General features: G+C 47.5%; 18 protein-coding genes. 16 read left to right on the forward strand and 2 right to left on the reverse strand.

Going from position 1 to position 16,555, the window contains the following annotated elements; translation table 11 throughout:
• The first annotated feature begins 33 nt into the window (after positions 1-33).
• Both mutH and DFP83_RS05940 read left to right on the forward strand, forming a co-directional pair.
• On the forward strand, positions 34-714 hold the full coding sequence (gene mutH / locus DFP83_RS05935; RefSeq protein WP_110574101.1) for a DNA mismatch repair endonuclease MutH: 681 nt from the start codon (positions 34-36) through the stop codon (positions 712-714).
• Complete coding sequence (locus DFP83_RS05940; RefSeq protein WP_110574102.1) at positions 704-1,390, forward strand: DUF2982 domain-containing protein; 687 nt, start codon at positions 704-706, stop codon at positions 1,388-1,390. Before mutH ends, DFP83_RS05940 begins: the two co-directional genes overlap by 11 nt.
• On the opposite strand, the gene DFP83_RS05945 is transcribed toward DFP83_RS05940, so the two are convergent.
• Positions 1,387-2,133: an EAL domain-containing protein gene (locus tag DFP83_RS05945; RefSeq protein ID WP_110574103.1), complete on the reverse strand. Its 747-nt coding sequence runs from the start codon at positions 2,131-2,133 to the stop codon at positions 1,387-1,389. The two genes, DFP83_RS05940 and DFP83_RS05945, sit on opposite strands and share 4 nt — an antisense overlap.
• 158 nt (positions 2,134-2,291) lie before the next feature.
• On the opposite strand from DFP83_RS05945, the gene DFP83_RS05950 reads away from it, so the two are divergent.
• The 8 genes from DFP83_RS05950 (at position 2,292) to arcA (ending at position 10,350) form a co-directional block, all read left to right on the forward strand.
• Positions 2,292-2,714: an ATP-dependent zinc protease family protein gene (locus tag DFP83_RS05950; protein ID WP_110574104.1), complete on the forward strand. Its 423-nt coding sequence runs from the start codon at positions 2,292-2,294 to the stop codon at positions 2,712-2,714.
• Positions 2,711-3,616: a 30S ribosomal protein S6--L-glutamate ligase gene (rimK, locus tag DFP83_RS05955; protein ID WP_110574105.1), complete on the forward strand. Its 906-nt coding sequence runs from the start codon at positions 2,711-2,713 to the stop codon at positions 3,614-3,616. Before DFP83_RS05950 ends, rimK begins: the two co-directional genes overlap by 4 nt.
• The gene (locus DFP83_RS05960) at positions 3,616-4,641 is read left to right on the forward strand and encodes a succinylglutamate desuccinylase/aspartoacylase family protein (protein WP_241971597.1); all 1,026 of its coding nucleotides are present in this window, start codon (positions 3,616-3,618) and stop codon (positions 4,639-4,641) included. Before rimK ends, DFP83_RS05960 begins: the two co-directional genes overlap by 1 nt.
• Positions 4,634-4,981 carry an Hpt domain-containing protein gene (locus DFP83_RS05965; RefSeq protein ID WP_110574106.1) on the forward strand — a complete coding sequence of 116 codons (348 nt, stop codon included), beginning with the start codon at positions 4,634-4,636 and terminating at the stop codon, positions 4,979-4,981. The genes DFP83_RS05960 and DFP83_RS05965 overlap by 8 nt, the downstream gene beginning before the upstream one ends.
• Before the next feature lie 80 nt (positions 4,982-5,061).
• Positions 5,062-6,765: a flagellar assembly protein A gene (locus DFP83_RS05970; protein WP_110574107.1), complete on the forward strand. Its 1,704-nt coding sequence runs from the start codon at positions 5,062-5,064 to the stop codon at positions 6,763-6,765.
• A 3-nt stretch (positions 6,766-6,768) separates the two neighbouring features.
• Positions 6,769-7,788, forward strand: coding sequence for a class I SAM-dependent methyltransferase (locus DFP83_RS05975; protein WP_110574108.1), 1,020 nt, complete (start codon positions 6,769-6,771; stop codon positions 7,786-7,788).
• A gap of 106 nt (positions 7,789-7,894) precedes the next feature.
• The gene (locus tag DFP83_RS05980; RefSeq protein WP_110574109.1) at positions 7,895-9,514 is read left to right on the forward strand and encodes an ATP-binding protein; all 1,620 of its coding nucleotides are present in this window, start codon (positions 7,895-7,897) and stop codon (positions 9,512-9,514) included.
• Positions 9,515-9,627: 113 nt separating this feature from the next.
• Positions 9,628-10,350 carry a two-component system response regulator ArcA gene (arcA, locus tag DFP83_RS05985; RefSeq protein ID WP_181416379.1) on the forward strand — a complete coding sequence of 241 codons (723 nt, stop codon included), beginning with the start codon at positions 9,628-9,630 and terminating at the stop codon, positions 10,348-10,350.
• Here the strand turns inward: arcA and DFP83_RS05995 are convergent.
• On the reverse strand, positions 10,344-10,697 hold the full coding sequence (locus DFP83_RS05995; protein ID WP_110574111.1) for an Hpt domain-containing protein: 354 nt from the start codon (positions 10,695-10,697) through the stop codon (positions 10,344-10,346). The two genes, arcA and DFP83_RS05995, sit on opposite strands and share 7 nt — an antisense overlap.
• A 188-nt stretch (positions 10,698-10,885) precedes the next feature.
• Between DFP83_RS05995 and folE2 the strand changes: the two genes are divergently transcribed.
• From folE2 to DFP83_RS06025, 6 genes are all read left to right on the forward strand, one after another.
• The gene (gene folE2, locus DFP83_RS06000) at positions 10,886-11,812 is read left to right on the forward strand and encodes a GTP cyclohydrolase FolE2 (RefSeq protein ID WP_110574112.1); all 927 of its coding nucleotides are present in this window, start codon (positions 10,886-10,888) and stop codon (positions 11,810-11,812) included.
• A gap of 121 nt (positions 11,813-11,933) precedes the next feature.
• A complete protein-coding gene (locus DFP83_RS06005; RefSeq protein WP_110574113.1) occupies positions 11,934-12,521 on the forward strand; it encodes a DUF2726 domain-containing protein in 588 nt (195 codons plus the stop codon).
• A 24-nt stretch (positions 12,522-12,545) separates the two neighbouring features.
• A complete protein-coding gene (locus tag DFP83_RS06010; protein WP_110574114.1) occupies positions 12,546-13,496 on the forward strand; it encodes a cobalamin biosynthesis protein in 951 nt (316 codons plus the stop codon).
• A gap of 49 nt (positions 13,497-13,545) precedes the next feature.
• Positions 13,546-14,550 carry an adenosine kinase gene (locus tag DFP83_RS06015; RefSeq protein WP_110574115.1) on the forward strand — a complete coding sequence of 335 codons (1,005 nt, stop codon included), beginning with the start codon at positions 13,546-13,548 and terminating at the stop codon, positions 14,548-14,550.
• Between the two features lie 35 nt (positions 14,551-14,585).
• Positions 14,586-15,971: an adenosylhomocysteinase gene (gene ahcY / locus DFP83_RS06020; RefSeq protein ID WP_110574116.1), complete on the forward strand. Its 1,386-nt coding sequence runs from the start codon at positions 14,586-14,588 to the stop codon at positions 15,969-15,971.
• A complete protein-coding gene (locus DFP83_RS06025) occupies positions 15,971-16,555 on the forward strand; it encodes a GNAT family N-acetyltransferase (RefSeq protein WP_241971598.1) in 585 nt (194 codons plus the stop codon). The genes ahcY and DFP83_RS06025 overlap by 1 nt, the downstream gene beginning before the upstream one ends.

Genomic DNA, 16,555 nt, shown 5'->3' on the forward strand with positions numbered 1-16,555 from the left:
TTCTTCCATAAAGGGCGACTCGGAGCAAATCAAATGCGTTTCCCAGTATCGGCACCAACATCAATTGAGACGTTGCTGCAGCGCGCACATCAACTCACTGGACAATCCTTCGCACAGCTTGCTGAGGATGCGGGCTTAGTGATGCCGAACGACCTTAAAAGAGACAAAGGTTGGGTGGGTATGATGCTCGAGCAGTATCTTGGCGCCAGCGCGGGCTCCAAACCCTTACAGGACTTCCCGGAGCTGGGTGTTGAGCTTAAAACGTTACCCGTCGATGAATTTGGTCAGCCGCTGGAAACAACATTTGTGTGCGTCGCCCCCTTAGTCAACACTTCAGGGTTGAACTGGTTGAACAGTAATGTACGTAATAAGTTAAGCTGTGTACTGTGGTTACCCATTGATGGTCGCCGCGCCGTGCCTTTAGGGCAACGTGTGGTGGGTCAGCCGTTTTTATGGCGCCCGACCGCCGAACAGGATCAAGCGCTACAGCGTGATTGGGAGGAGCACATGGATCGTATTTCACTCGGTGAGGTCGAGGCGATCACGGCTCGCCAAGGGGAGTTTTTACAAATCCGTCCCAAAGCGGCTGACGGTCGCGCACTAACCGATGCGGTGGGGCCCGATGGTCAAATTATCCAAGTGCGTCCGCGCGGTTTTTACCTAAAGAAAACCTTTACGCGCGCCATACTAGAGCAGGTGTTTAATGCAGTTTAATGTGACTCCTCAAGCCAAACGTAATGCCATTAGTTTTTGTGCCATAGCGGTCGGGCTGATTGCATTACTGGTATTCATGCATCTTGTGCGTGACGACATTCCCGTGGGTATTTCGGTAGTGCTCGGCGCTGCCGCAGGTATTTTGTTACTGCTAGGTATTGGTAAGCTGATTGAACCGCCGGTCTCATTAGTGATTACCCCGGACACCATTCGCTACATTCACCGGAAAGGTGAGTGGCAACTTGACTGGGATAATGTCGTTCGGTTTGATGTGCCGCGCGTACACCGAATGATGGACTTAGAGGATGCGCCGTTTTTAGGCTTTAGGGTCTACAACAACGATGCGGTCTTGCAGTCGATTTCACCTCGGTTAGCGTCGGCGATCTTATTTGAACAGCGTCAATTGATGACCATGGCGCTGCGCCACGAGCGCCCCGACCAAGCTGATTACAGCGAGTATTTTGATATTCCCGAGCAATTTGTCAGTTCAGAGGGGCGAGTATACAAAGGGCTGATCGCCGTATTTGGACGCCGAATGGAACAGATGCGAGAACTCTTAGGCTACGATCTTTATGTCAGCGCGAATGCACTCGACCGAGATATCTATGAGTTTCGTGGCCATCTACAACGGTTGCAAGCATCGCGTCAGGAGGCGAAGCAAGCACCGTCAGATTAGCGTTTTAAGCATTCAAAGTCGGGGATCGTGTAGGCTTCGATTTCTGGCTTTTGAAACAGATAACCTTGCATGAGCTCTACGCCGTTGTATTTGAGGTAGTAGTATTCATCAATTGTCTCGATCCCTTCCGCGACCAATGTAATGCCCAACTCTTCGGCAGCGCGTTGCACGGCGGAGAATAATGCTTTTTTAATGCGATCTTCATGAATGTTGCGGATAAGCTTCATATCAATTTTCAGCAAATCGGGCTGAAAGTCGGCTAACAAGTTGAGTCCCGCGTAGCCCTCGCCAAAGTCATCTATGGCGGTCAAGAACCCATGCTCACGATAGGTCTTGAAGACATCGACCAAGAGGCTGTGGTTTTCGACTTTCTCGTGCTCTGTTACTTCAAAAATAATGTTTTCCCGCGGCAGACCTGTCTTGCGCGCGGTTTTCAATGTTTGCGCCAAACACGTCTCAGGCTCATAAATCGCGTTCGGCATAAAATTGATACTGACTTTTGACGGCAATTGAATACGCGCTGCTGTTTCTATTGCTGTCATACGGCAGGTTTGGTCAAACGTGTATTTATTTGAATCGTTAACACGCGACAATACTTCGCCAGCGCCCTCACCGTTGGCGCCACGTACAAGCGCTTCGAAGGCAAAGACATTTTTGTCATGCACATTTACAATAGGCTGAAAAGCCATTTTGATGTCAAAGCCCAGTTCGGACTGACAATCGCATGATGGGCAAGCCGCCATGTTAGATTCCTCGTATCAATTGTTTGTTGCGTGATCTAAGGTAACGCAAATGAGGCTGATTTTGATCAACATGCGATCAATGATTTAACCACAAAATTTTCTTGCCTTTATTTACAAATAGTGTAATTAAGCGCTGCGAATATCGAATGGAGATAGGAATGGAAATTTTAGGTTGGAAGGAATGGGGTCGATTACCGGATATTGGAATTGATGCAATCCATATGAAAGTCGACACCGGTGCCAAAACATCGTGTTTGCACGCGTTTAAATTAGAGCCGTTTGAAAAAGACGGACAAGATTGGTTGCGTGTTTTAGTACACCCTCATCAAGACAGTCTTGATGAGCACGTATTCGAATCCCCAATTCACGACCAACGCGAAGTGACCGACTCGGGCGGCCACACAGAAGTTCGCTACGTTATTCGTACGCGATTACAACTTGGCGCTTTTGATGGACCTATTGAACTCACTTTAACTAATCGCGACACCATGAAATTTCGTATGTTGTTAGGTCGACAAGCCATGCGAAAGCGTTTTATGGTAAACCCTGAATTAGCTCATCAACTAGGAGAGCGCACATGAGAATCGCCATTCTATCCCGTAATTCTAAACTTTACTCCACTCGTCGCTTGGTAGAGGCGGCAAAAGCGCGGGGTCACGAAGTGGACGTGCTCAATCCTTTGAGCTGTTATATGAACATCAATGCGCGCGAATCCTCGATCCATAAGCATGGTGTAGAGTTGCCGGCTTACGACTGCGTCATCCCACGTATTGGAGCCTCAGTTACGTTCTATGGTACTGCGGTGTTACGTCAGTTCGAAATGATGGGTACCTACCCATTGAATGAATCGGTTGCGATTTCGCGCAGTCGCGACAAGCTACGCTCGTTGCAGTTGCTTTCGCGCAAAGGTATTGGCTTGCCGACCACAGGATTTGCTAGCCAACCACAGGATATTCCTGACCTGATTGATATGGTCGGTGGTGCGCCTTTGGTCATTAAATTGCTCGAAGGCACTCAAGGGATTGGTGTGGTGCTTGCTGAAACTCGCCAAGCAGCAGAAAGTGTAATTGAAGCCTTCATGGGCTTGCAGTCCAACATTATGGTGCAAGAGTACATTCGTGAAGCAGGCGGAGCTGACATCCGTTGTTTTGTCATCGGTGACAAGGTCATCGCGGCAATGAAGCGTCAAGCTAAAGAAGGTGAGTTTCGCTCTAACTTACACCGTGGCGGCAGTGCGTCATTAATTAAACTGACGCCTGCTGAACGCGCTACTGCAGTCAAAGCGGCTAAAACAATGGGTCTGAATGTTGCAGGTGTCGACTTGCTGCGTTCTAACCATGGTCCGCTGGTGATGGAAGTTAACTCGTCACCCGGTCTTGAGGGGATCGAAGCTGCAACCGAAAAAGATGTTGCCAGCCAAATTATTGCCTTCATGGAAAAGAATGCCAAAGCCCATAAAACTCGTACTAAAGGGCGTGGCTGATGACTGCGAGAAAGCCGCGTATGGCGGTCTTTGAATTAGCCGGCTGTCGTGTTGAGCCAGGCAGCCACCAGCATGTGCGCCTGCCGGCTGCACGTTTATATAACGATGCTCCATTGGATTTACGTATTGACGTGTTTCACGGTGTTAAACCGGGACCGGTACTGCTACTCAGTGCCGCGATCCATGGTGACGAGCTCAATGGTATTGAAATTTGTCGACAAATTATTCAGCGTATTAATCCGCTCGAGCTGGCAGGCACCTTAATCGTGGTGCCGATTGTGAACTTGTTTGGCTTTATTCAGCAATCACGTTACCTCCCCGATCGACGTGATCTGAACCGATGTTTTCCGGGCTCAGAACGCGGTGCGCTGGGGTCCCGTATTGCCCATCTGTTTAATGAAGAACTTGTTCAGAAGGCGTCGCATATTGTCGATTTACACACGGGGGCGATTCATCGCAGTAACCTGCCGCAAATTCGCGTCGATATCGATAATGAGCAAGCGTTAGCGATGGCAAAAGCGTTCGGTTCACCGGTCATTTTGAACTCAAAAGAGCGCGATGGGTCATTGCGTGCGTTAGCCAATAGTTTGGGCATCCCGCTTATTTTATATGAGGCAGGCGAAGCTTTACGTTTTGACGATGCGTCGATTAATTCAGGGGTCGTGGGCGTCATTAATGTGCTCAAGCATCTAAAAATGCTAAAAGGTCGCCGCCAAGGTCGACGCATATCGCCGGTCATCTCGAGTCGCTCAACTTGGGTGCGTGCCGAGAAAGACGGTCTTGTCTTGCGCAAAGTTGAATTGGGTCAAACCGTGCAACCTGAACAAGTACTTGCGCATGTGGCAAGTCCACATGGTGATGATGTCGATGTCATTACCTCACCGGTGCCTGGAATTATTATTGGCTGTACCAATATTCCCGTCGCTAATGAGGGTGAAGCGTTGTTTAATATTGCGCAGTTTGAGTCAGATAGTTTAGAAGAAGCTACGGATATTATCGATTCGTTTACTGAGACTTATGAATGATTCCAATCCCGCATTAATTGATTTTGAGCAAGGTTTACGTCATTGCGATCAACAAATGCATACGTATCATGCGGTGCTACAAGCCTTTTGTGAGCAGTATGCTGATTCCGTCTTGTTTGATCACTCGGCACCGGATCAAGCTATCATTCATGAGCTACATTCATTAAAAGGGTTGAGCGCTACGATTGGCGCTCAACCCTTAAGTACCGCCGCAGCCACCTTGTTCCATAACTGGACAACTCTCGATAAATCGAAACGAACTAACCACTTAGTTGATCTACAAGTCCATATTAACGCGGTTATTAAACAGGTTAACCATTACTTAACACAAAATTGTTGAACAAATTTCGGGCAATGGTTCTTATTTTTCGTTATGATCGGTCGATATAACAATAACAATAGTTTTTCGAATAAAGTGTTATGGCAGAGTCCGATAAGGCGATACAGTTTGAACGCTCCGGCGAAGACATTTACGTCAGCATTTCCAAATCGACTGACGGCATTACTGCTGGGAAAATTAAAACCGCATTTGAAATGAGTCGCTTTGCTGATGCGGTGCCCGTAAACGATGACCCCTTCGCCTTAATCGCTACTAACTTTCTTCAATGGCAGAAGAGAGAAGACGTATCAAGCCAACGATACAATGAACGCGTCGCTACGGTTCAAGATGCTCAACTATTTATCGTCATCTCTGACGACCAAATGACTGCAACAGTGAGTTGCGATGCTGCTCGCGGTGGTGAACCCATTCATCGCCAAGATATCCTTGAAGCACTCAAAGCCGCGGGCGTCGTTGCAGGCATCAAACGCAAAATGGTCGACAAAATCATTAACCATTCACTTAAAGTCGCGTCTGGCGGTCATTTTGAGGCAACTATTGCTCGGGGCGTTACCGCAAAAAATGGCAAAAATGCTTGGTTTGAGCGGCTGGTTGACGATGCACGTCAACGCGTATTGAGGCCCCAAGCGCGTGATGACGGTACGGTTGATATGCGCGATTTAGGGGAACAGGTAACGGTTCTCGAAGGCGAGCCACTGCTGCGAAAGCATCCGCCGACGCGAGGGCGACATGGCTGTACTGTGAAAGGTAACGTCATCGAAGCGTTCGACGGCGTTGATGCCGAGATGATTGCTGGCGAGGGCACACGCCGCTCCGATGAGGACGACGCGGTGATCGTTGCAGATCGCACAGGGATGCCTTGGTTTACCCATAACTCTGCCAATGTTGATGACATTTTGACGCTCAAGTCGGTTGATGTTGCAACTGGACACGTAAAGTTTAAGGGCAGTGTCATAGTCACCGGTAATGTCACTGAGGGCATGCATGTTGAGTGCACTGGTGACATCACGGTTGCCGGTTATGTCGACTCTGCACAGTTACGCGCAGGTGGTAGTATTACCGTACGTAAAGGTTGTATTGGTCGTATCTCGTCTGAGGACGAGCAACGCTTGCAAGCCGATGAGACCTATATCCCGCATTTGTCCTCAAAAATGGTCGCCGGCGCATCAATTTGGTGTGCCTACGCGCAATATGCCTATTTGGAATGTAAACAGACACTGACCATTGACCGTCAGTTAACTCACTGCCATATTCGAACGGCTGGAGAGTCCTTCATTGGCGGAACCGAGAGCACGGCACGAGGTAAGATTATCGGAGGAACCTTCGAAACGTGTGCCGATGTCTCGGCAGGTCAGCTCGGGGCACGGGCAGGCACACTGACACGGTTTTTGCTTTCGGCGCCGGCCCCACAACTCAGTGATCAAAGCACCCTGACCCGGTTATATAAGCAATTACGCGCTATCACAGGCACACTCAAACGAATAAAGCTCGGTCTAGAGCGTTGTGATTCACTCGCTAATGACGAACAACAGAAGTCACTAAAGCAATCGTTACGCTCTGCGGCCAAAACAGAGCTCGCCGCTATGCAAGGGGTACAAAACGACCTAAAAGTGATGCGCGCTTCACTAAAAAACCATCCAACGCTAAGGATAGTTGCTGCAAAAGAGGTGTTTCCTGGTGTTCGGCTAGAATATAACGAGAAAAAACTCCGCATCAAGGAGCATCGGGGTGGTACACTATTACTATTAAAAGATCATGAACTTAGAATGGATATTTTACGATAAATTATGGCCGTTCAATCGACCTCTGATGCTGTTGCAAGCCTACTGAATCGTCACAGTCATGCCAGTTGGCTATCATCCCCAATCGAAAAACGTCTTGTCGTACATCCCGATGGTCACCAGTTGGCGCCGCTGTTCAACCATGCTTGGTGTTTGCATGTGGGTCATGCACAACACTATAAATACAGCTATACCGAAGCCCAGGCACCGTCCCTGAACCATTTTGAACTGATTCTTTTAGTCGTAGCTAAAGAGCAAGCGCTGAACCAATGGTTATTGCAGCAACTTGCATTACAAGCACCAACCGCGCGTATCCTTATCGTTGGCGAAAAACGCGGTGGCGTCACAAGTTTGGTAAAAAAGCTCCCTAAAGGTTATGCCAAAGCGACTAAACTGGCGTCGGGTAATCATTGTCAGCTGTTCGAAACACACGTGCTAGCGCAACCATCATCCGCCGATTTGACTGATGACTTGCCCGCCTTTAGTGTTGAGTGGAGAGGTATCAGTGCTACATTTACGACACTACCGGGCGTCTTCAGCCAAGGTCGCCTGGATGCAGGCACCGAATTATTGCTCGACCACCTTCCGGAAAACATGCAGGGTAAAGTGATGGATTTTGCCTGCGGAAGTGGCGTTATCGGTGCGATGGTTGCACGCAAGTTTAAAATTGAACTGGTCGCCTCAGATGTCAGCCCAATGGCAATTGAGAGCACACGCTGCAATTGGCAAAGCATCGGCGTCGAAGGCGACTTGCTGCTCGCCGACGGTTTACCCAGCTTAAGTGCCAGTGGTTTTCAATTTATTCTGAGTAACCCGCCATTTCATACGGGCTTGCGAACGGATTACGATATTGGAGAGCAGTTTATTCATCACGCTTACCAACAGCTTAGCCTCGGAGGCGAGCTAATTATCGTTGCTAATCGCTTTTTACCTTGGCCAGAACATATTCAGAAGGTATTCGGCCACTGTCAAACAATTGCCGATGACGGCAAGTTTAAAGTGTTAAGAAGCAAACGTTTAAGTTGAATATACAATTCTTCGCGTTGAATTTGTTGAGATTTGGATGCACACTCATTAACCATTTGATAACATAGACTAAACAAGATAACAAAGTCGTCTACGCGCCACCATAATGCAGACCATTTCACTTAAAAGAGGCTTAATTTATATTGTACTGTTAATCACCGTCGTCGCTTTGGCAATCGGGTTCAGTATCAATCTATTCAGTCAAATGAGTCAGTACCGCCAAGCACTCCTGGATCGTAGCCAGTCCGATGCGCGTATGATTGCTGCTCATGCAGTTCAGAACTTAGCATTCAGTGACAACACCGCCGAACAACGCCGACTTTCTACTTTAAGTAACAACCAATTTATTCAGCACGTCCATATTTATAAAATTGATAGTGTAAGTGGTGATTTGAGTTTCTTTTCAAGTTACAACAAAGAGGGCTTGGCCCCCATACCCGCTAAATTTGCTCAGATCGAACGTCTTTCATCGCCACGTCTACAGGAAGAATACATCGAGGTTGCGCAAGCTATCCAACTTGACGGACAAGTCGTCGGTTATGTCTATTTGAGAGCGAGCAACAACGAGTTAAGATTGTTTAAACTGCGTTCGTTCGCTGTCGCCTGCACTGTATTTGTCTTGACCTTATTAATCTGTACGCTTCTGACTCTGCGATTACGACGTATTCTGAGCCAACCTTTGGATCGAATCGTCGATATTGTCTCGCAGATTTCGCGCAATAAAGATTACGGATTGCGCCTACCCGAATCACGAGTGAATGAGTTTAACGAGCTCGGTAATGCCTTAAACATTATGCTCGAACGGGTACAGCATCATATTTTGCGTCAGCAAAAGGCGGAACGCGAAGCAAGCCAGCTCAATGCCGAGCTCGAGCAACAAGTGACCCAACGCACCAAAGCCCTGCGGGAGTCTAACCAAGAGTTGCTCACCACTCTGGAACAATTACATAAGTATCAGGGCCAGTTAGTGGAGTCTGAGAAAATGGCATCGCTCGGGGATATGGTCGCCGGCGTCGCCCATGAAGTTAATACGCCAATTGGACTTTCAGTGACTGCATCAACATTACTGCAAGACAAGTTGGCGATCATGCGGGAGAAATTTGACGAAAAGCGGATTTCGACCAACGAGTTTGCGCGCTTTCTTGAGGATTGCGATGAAAACTTGTCAATTATCTATCGTAACTTGAACCGCGCAGCTGACTTAGTCACAAGCTTCAAACAAGTTGCAGTCGACCAGTCTTCTGAGGTTGACCGCGCGATTGATATCGAGCAGTTCACTCGCGATATGTTGATTTCAGTTAAGCCAAGACGCCTCAATGCAGAGCACTTCCCAATTAATATTGAGTATGCGCCTGGACTGTGTATCGTGACAAAGCCAGGGCCACTCAACCAAATATTGATTAACTTGGTTACAAACTCCATGGTCCATGGATTTGATAATCGTGAGCAAGGACGGGTGGACATCTTGTTTGAGCGTCGCGAAAACGAACTGCAAATCACCTACCGCGACGATGGTCGTGGAGTCCCCAACGATATTGGGAAGAAAATTTTTGATCCTTTTGTAACAACCAAGCGCGGTTCTGGTGGAAGTGGCTTGGGACTTCACTTGGTTTACAATTTGGTTACTCAAGTATTGGGGGGCCAAATACACTTTTTCAGCGAACTTGATCACGGCGTCGAATTTATTGTTCGTTTTCCGGTTAAATCGTGCGAAAATCAAACTTAATCTGGGTTTTTGTTGAAAAATTTTGAACAAAAGTCATAATGTGGCATTAATAGAACTGTACTCAGTATTTTTCAATTCGTCACTCGAACTAATTGCTAGGAACGCACCGCTTTATGAACGCCAGACTTTTAATTGTTGAAGATGAGGTGGTTACTCGCCAAACATTAACGCGACTCTTTCAGCAAGAAGGCTATGAAGTATTTGACGCTGCTGACGGCTTGCAGATGGAAAATATCATGCGCCAAGAGCGTATCGATGTTGTCATTATGGATGTCAACTTACCCGGTAAAAACGGTTTAGAGCTCGCAGAGTCTTTACGTGAACGAGATAACATCGGTCTTATCTTCTTAACAGGAAGAGACAGCGAAGATGATCGCTTACTTGCACTCGAACTTGGCGCTGACGACTATCTGATTAAACCTTATAACCCGAAAGAACTGACTATTCGTGTGCGTAATTTGTGTCGCCGCATTGAGTCGTCACGTTCGAGCAGCCCGGTCGATAACGATAGCGTGCAGTTCAACTTTCATGGTTGGCGCCTTAATAGCGATAGCCGCTGCTTATACTCTCCAGACAGTCAAATGTTTAGACTGCCTAAGAGTGAATACCGTGCGTTAGAATTATTTCTAACGAACCCGGGTCGCATTCTTGACCGTGAAACGTTAGTTAAACGTATGTTGGATCGTGAACTGCGTCCTAATGATCGTACTGTAGATGTTGCGATTCGCCGCATTCGTCGTCATTTCGAATCACATCCCGAGACACCGAACCTGATTACCACCATTCATGGTGAAGGTTACCGGTTTATTGGCGAGGTCGAGCAAGAGTCTCAGTGAGACTTTTGCTCTAGCCACATATCAATTTGCTGACGGTGTGGTGTTACGCTGTCAGCCCAATTCAATAGCCACTGTTCGGCTTGCGCCCAATTCCACTGATGTTTCTCGATATTTTCCATGTACACGGCGAGTGCCTTGAGACCGACTGAGCGACACGCTCCTTTAATTTTGTGTGCTTGTGAGCGCACTGCTTCTTCATCTTCACTATCAACCGCCGTTTGCAAAACACTGGCGTAATCTTTGATAACACTATCAAAGGTTTCGAGACTTAGCATTAATCCTTCTTTGCCTAATGATTCGTAATATTGCGTCAATAATTCAGTATCGAGTACATCAGAATTTGTCATATCTTATCCGTTCTGAATCTAAAACCTTATCCTGTGCGTAATCGTACATTGAGTCAACCGATACGTTTAATCGGTTTTATTTGATTAATTTTTAGCTTCGGGAATGAAATGATCCCCCTATCTAATATATACTAGCGGACTTGAAGTTTATGCTTGATAAATTGAAGAAAGAGCGGAGTTCCAAACGAATGCCGAACAGTATGCCCGATGTAGCTAACCAAACACAGGCCCAAACCGAAGGGACCCTGGATTGGGTTGGCATGAGCAATATCGAAGTACCTATTATGGTTGCTGCGTCTGACGCGTCTGAGCGTCCCGTTGCTGCCCACGTTGAAGCTTTTGTTAACTTAAAAGATCCAAAAGCTAAAGGCATTCACATGTCTCGCCTTTATCTTCTTTTGGATCAGCTATCAACTGAGGGTGAACTGAGCCACGCATCACTGAAAAAATTGTTGCACGATTTTATCGAGAGCCATCAAGACATCAGTGACCGCGCGTTCATCAAATTCGATTTTGATTATCACCTACGCCGTGAATCATTGATCAGTCGCAAGAAGGGCTGGAAAGCTTATCCAGTAAGCTTGACCGGTCGTTATGATGAAGGCCACTTAAACCTTGAACTGGCTGTTGATGTACCCTATTCATCAACCTGCCCATGCTCAGCAGCATTAGCGCGCCAACTGATTCAAGAGGCTTTTGACGAAAAATTTGCAGGTCAAGAGAGCGTAGATAAGGCGACCATTCACCAGTGGCTAGGTAGCACAGAGGGTATCGTTGCGACTCCCCACAGCCAACGCTCAACTGCACAAGTCAAAGTCGCGTTGAGTGATACTGTTGAAGAATTTCCGATTGTCGCTTTGGTGGATGCAATCGAAAATGCATTGAAAACACCGGTACAAGCTGCAGTAAAACGCGAAGACGAGCAAGAGTTCGCACGGCTCAATGGCCAGAACCTCATGTTCTGTGAGGACGCATCACGTCGCCTACAGCATGCGTTGAACCAGATGCCTATCTTTGAGGATTTCTGGGTGCGCGTGAATCACTATGAGTCGTTACACGCTCATGATGCAGTCAGTGTGACCACAAAAGGCGTCAAAGGCGGCTACAGCTCCTAATCCGACGCTGTCTGTTGAAGTTAAAAAAGCTTGGCATCCGCCAAGCTTTTTTATTTTTGGCACGCTAGTTGCAATAAATATCTCAGCAAATCATCCGTCAAACTTTTGTTGAGGTGTCACGATGGAAATCATCTTATTATTGTTTATTGGTGTGTTAATCGCGGTCGCCGTTATCGCAAGCCGCATGTCTGAGAGTTATGTACCCTACCCTTATAAATTAAAGGACGTAACTTTTTGTTCGGCGCAAGAGGCACAGTTTCTTACATTACTTGATAAAGCGGTGAGTGACGATTTCAGAATTTTTACCAAGGTACGCTTAAGTGACATCGTCGCGGTAAAACGCGGTTTATCAAGAGCCGCTCAAAAGGATGCGCAAACGAAAGCGAGTCAGCGTATTCTTGATTACGTGCTGTGCGATATCGAGACCATGGAAATCAAAGCCGTGATTGAACTCGAACCTGCGTCGCCGCAGCTCAATCAGCAAAAGCGTAACTTGTTTCTTAAGAACGCGTTAGCCGCCGCTGGTCTCCCGTTTTTACGCTTCAAAGCACAACCGGGTTATCGTGTCGCTGAGTTAAATCAATACATCCACGCCAAGATCCAACAAGCTGAGCATCTCAAAGCAGCGGTGCCGGGTGGCAATAAATCACAGTCTCAGCCAGCGACCAATAATGGTAAAAATGGCGAACAATCGCCTATTGCAGCTTAACCAATACTCTGTAAAACTGCGGGTATGGACGCTCCATCTTTACAGTGGTTTTACCACCCTATTGCACTTGCGACATTAGCGCTCATTCTTGAGCGCTTTTTTTCGTTGCCGGAACATTGGCATCCACTGGCAATCTTTCGCCTATTTGCCAAATTTCTGACTGATAAAGTGTGCCACCCCGAGCATGGAAATACGCAACAGGCCATTGCCGGCTCGCTGCTGTTATTTTTGGTGTTACTGATTTGTCTGACCCCTGTGGGGATTATTCAGATGAGTGCTGAACTGCATCAGCTCAGTGCGGTCATTTGGCTATGGTTCGCCATCAGGTACAAACGCACTTTTGACCTGACAAAACTCGCCATTCGGGCACTTAATAAGGGGCAAAAACGTGCCGCGCGCGCAATTGTGAGTCGCTTTGTTGCCTTTGACTGTGAGCAATTAAGTCCATTAGGTCTTGCACAGGCGATTATCGAAGTGCGTTTACGCATATTATTTGTCGGTGTTCTCGCTCCATTACTGACATGGTATTTGCTGGGAGCCACAGCGGCACTGGGCGTTCGTTTAATAATTGAGTGCTATTATTTATGGCCCACTGGGTCGCCACGTTATCGCTATTTTGGACGTTGTGCTGAGGTGTTGTATTACGTCGTCGAATCACTTGCCTTGCTTCCTTTGGCACTGGTTATGATGCCATTCACTTGGCTGTTTAATCACCGTAGTGCGGTTCCTATACGCCAGGGACGGGGTATGTCACTTGGCGCTTTTGTTTGGCTCGATGTGATGAGTCAACTGTATCATGTGAGGCTTGGTGGACCGCAAAAATACCAACAACAACGTTATGCCCGCACCCGTTTCGAGGGGGTCCCAGCGGCTACAAAGTTACAACAAAAGCGCGATTTAACAGGCATTTGGCTCGACATCGTGGTTATCGTGCAGGTTTTTCTGTGTTTGCTTTTGTTCATTTATCGACCCTGAGGTTGAGTTCGTATATACTGTGCGCCCTAATAAGCAACCGAAAGTAATTATGAAAACCATTGATGTAATTGGCATCGGCAACGCACTCGTCGATCAGGAATTTGAAGTCACTGAAGACTTCCTTGCCAAACACCATTTGGAAAAAGGCATGATGGCACTCATCGAGGAAGATGATCAGAATAAACTGATCGCTGAACTCAGCACGATGGGTGAGCTTAAGAAGCAGTGTGGGGGCGGCTCGGCTGCTAACTCTCTGGTCGCTTTCGCACAGTTTGGCGGCTCTGCTTTTTACTGCTGCAAAGTGGCAAATGACGAGGCCGGCGACTTTTATCAACGTGACTTAGAACACGTTGGCATTCAAACCAATCTAACTGACCAAGACAACGATGGCACTACAGGACGTTGTTTAGTCATGGTTACTCCGGATGCAGAGCGCACCATGCGCACCCACTTGGGTATTACCGCTGACCTATCAGTCAACGAACTTCACCCAGATGCCATTGCTGCTGCAAAGTACCTTTACATCGAAGGCTATCTGATTACTTCTGAGATCGCTCGCAAGGCTATTGCTGAAGCCAAACGCATCGCGCGCGAAAATGACACGAAAATTGTCATGACTTGTTCAGATCCCGCGATGGTTAAGTATTTCCGCGATGGTATCGATGAGATACTGGACGGTGGTGTTGACCTCATGTTCTGTAATAAAGAAGAAGCAGAACTTTTAACCGGCGAAACGGATCCACACGCAGCTGCTCAACGTTTATTAAACTGCGCCTCAACCGTTGCCATCACGCTCGGTAAAGAAGGTGCGTTGATTGCAGATGCTCAACGCCAAATTCATATTCCTGGCGTTCCCGTTAAAGCGATTGATACGAATGGCGCAGGTGACATGTTTGCCGGTGCAATGCTGTATGGCATTACTCAAGATATGACGCTTGAGCAAGCAGGTCGTCTTGCCAGTATGGCGGCGGCGGAGCTGGTTACAGAGTTTGGCGCACGCTTGAGCAAAGCGCGTCAGCAGCAATTATTGGAAAAACTGCTAAGCTACGCTTAACACCCATTTTTTATGCAAAGGATAACGGTAGCACTATGAGTTTAAACGATCCTAAGTTCACCGATTTTAAAGTAGCAGACATTAGCCTCGCTGATTGGGGCCGCAAAGAAATTGCGATTGCTGAATCTGAAATGCCGGCGTTGATGACGATCCGCCGCAAATATGCTGACGAGAAGCCACTTAAAGGCGCTCGTATTATTGGTTGTATTCATATGACCATTCAAACCGCTGTACTTATCGAGACGTTGGTTGAACTCGGCGCTGAAGTACGTTGGTCTTCTTGCAATATTTTCTCGACTCAGGACCACGCAGCTGCCGCTATTGCCGCTTCAGGTGTGCCTGTGTTCGCGTGGAAAGGCGAAACCGAAGAAGAGTACGAATGGTGCCTCGAACAAACGTGTAAGAAAGACGGTGAGTTGTGGGATGCAAACATGATCTTGGATGACGGCGGCGACCTGACGTTGATGATTCATGAACAGTTCCCACAAATGCTAGAGAAAATCCATGGCATTACTGAAGAAACGACAACGGGCGTACATCGTTTACTAGACATGTTGAAGCAAGGCACCTTGCGCGTCCCTGCTATCAACGTCAATGATTCAGTAACTAAGTCTAAGAACGACAACAAATATGGTTGCCGCCACTCGCTTAATGACGCAATCAAGCGTTCGACTGACCACTTAATGTCGGGCAAGAAAGCCCTGGTTATTGGTTATGGTGATGTGGGTAAAGGTTCAGCCGCCAGCCTTCGCCAAGAAGGTATGATCGTTAAAGTCACAGAAATCGACCCCATTTGTGCAATGCAAGCATGCATGGATGGTTACGAAGTTGTCTCGCCATACATTGATGGTGTGAATAGTGACGACGGCAGCACGATCAACGCGTCATTGTTAAGCAACATCGATTTATTGGTCACCACGACCGGTAACGTTAACGTCTGTGACCGTCACATGTTGGCCGCGCTCAAATCGACCGCTGTCGTATGTAATATTGGTCACTTTGACAACGAGATTGATACCGCATTCATGCGTAAGAACTGGCGCTGGGAAGAAATTAAGCCACAAGTTCACAAAATCTACCGTTCTGACGATGCCAACGACTATTTGTTGTTGCTTGCCGAAGGTCGCCTAGTGAACTTAGGTAATGCGACTGGTCACCCAAGTCGTATTATGGACGGCTCGTTTGCTAACCAAGTACTTGCGCAAATGCACTTGTTCCAGCAGAAGTTTGCTGACATGACACTTGAGCAGCAAAAAGAATACTTGCGTGTTGAAGTGTTGCCGAAGCAACTTGATGAAGAAGTCGCACGTTACATGGTACAAGGCTTTGGTGGTGTAATTACGCGCTTGACCAAACAACAAGCTGATTACATTCACGTCGAAGTCGAAGGTCCATTTAAAACTGACGAGTATCGTTACTAATGATGCAAGACGAATTAATGATTCGCCCGATAACGGCCGCTGATTCAGCGGCCGTTATTAGTTTGGCAAACGAAGTCCACGGCGATAACTACCTAAATGAAGAGTCACTTGCAGCATTGCTTGAGGCCGGCACCGTGGGGGATATTAATCTCTCTTTTTTGGCTGAGAAAGGCGGTGAGTTGCTTGGCGTTCGCCTGACCGCCGCACCGGGGCAATGGCCGATTGATGATGCGTGTACACCCAGCGCCTGGAAAGTCGCGCCCGAACACATTTGCTATTTTAAATGTGCCGCCGTCGCCGAAGGTGCACGGGGTTTGGGGGTTGGTAAAAAACTACTCTCTGCGAGCATTGAAGCAGCGAAACAGCTCGGCTGTGAGGCGGGCCTCGCGCACATATGGATGCAGAGCCCGAATAATAGCGCCTTTGGCTACTTCAGCGCGTGCGGTGGCGAGTTGATTACCACTCATGCAAGGCGTTGGTATCAAGCATCGATAGAAGACGGATACTACTGCCCTGTATGTGACGGTACCTGCTACTGTAAAGCAGGTGAGATGATGCTTTACTTTTCTTCTGAGCGGCTATAA

The organism is Idiomarina fontislapidosi (assembly GCF_003226255.1).
In the GTDB taxonomy this organism is placed as follows: domain Bacteria; phylum Pseudomonadota; class Gammaproteobacteria; order Enterobacterales; family Alteromonadaceae; genus Idiomarina; species Idiomarina fontislapidosi.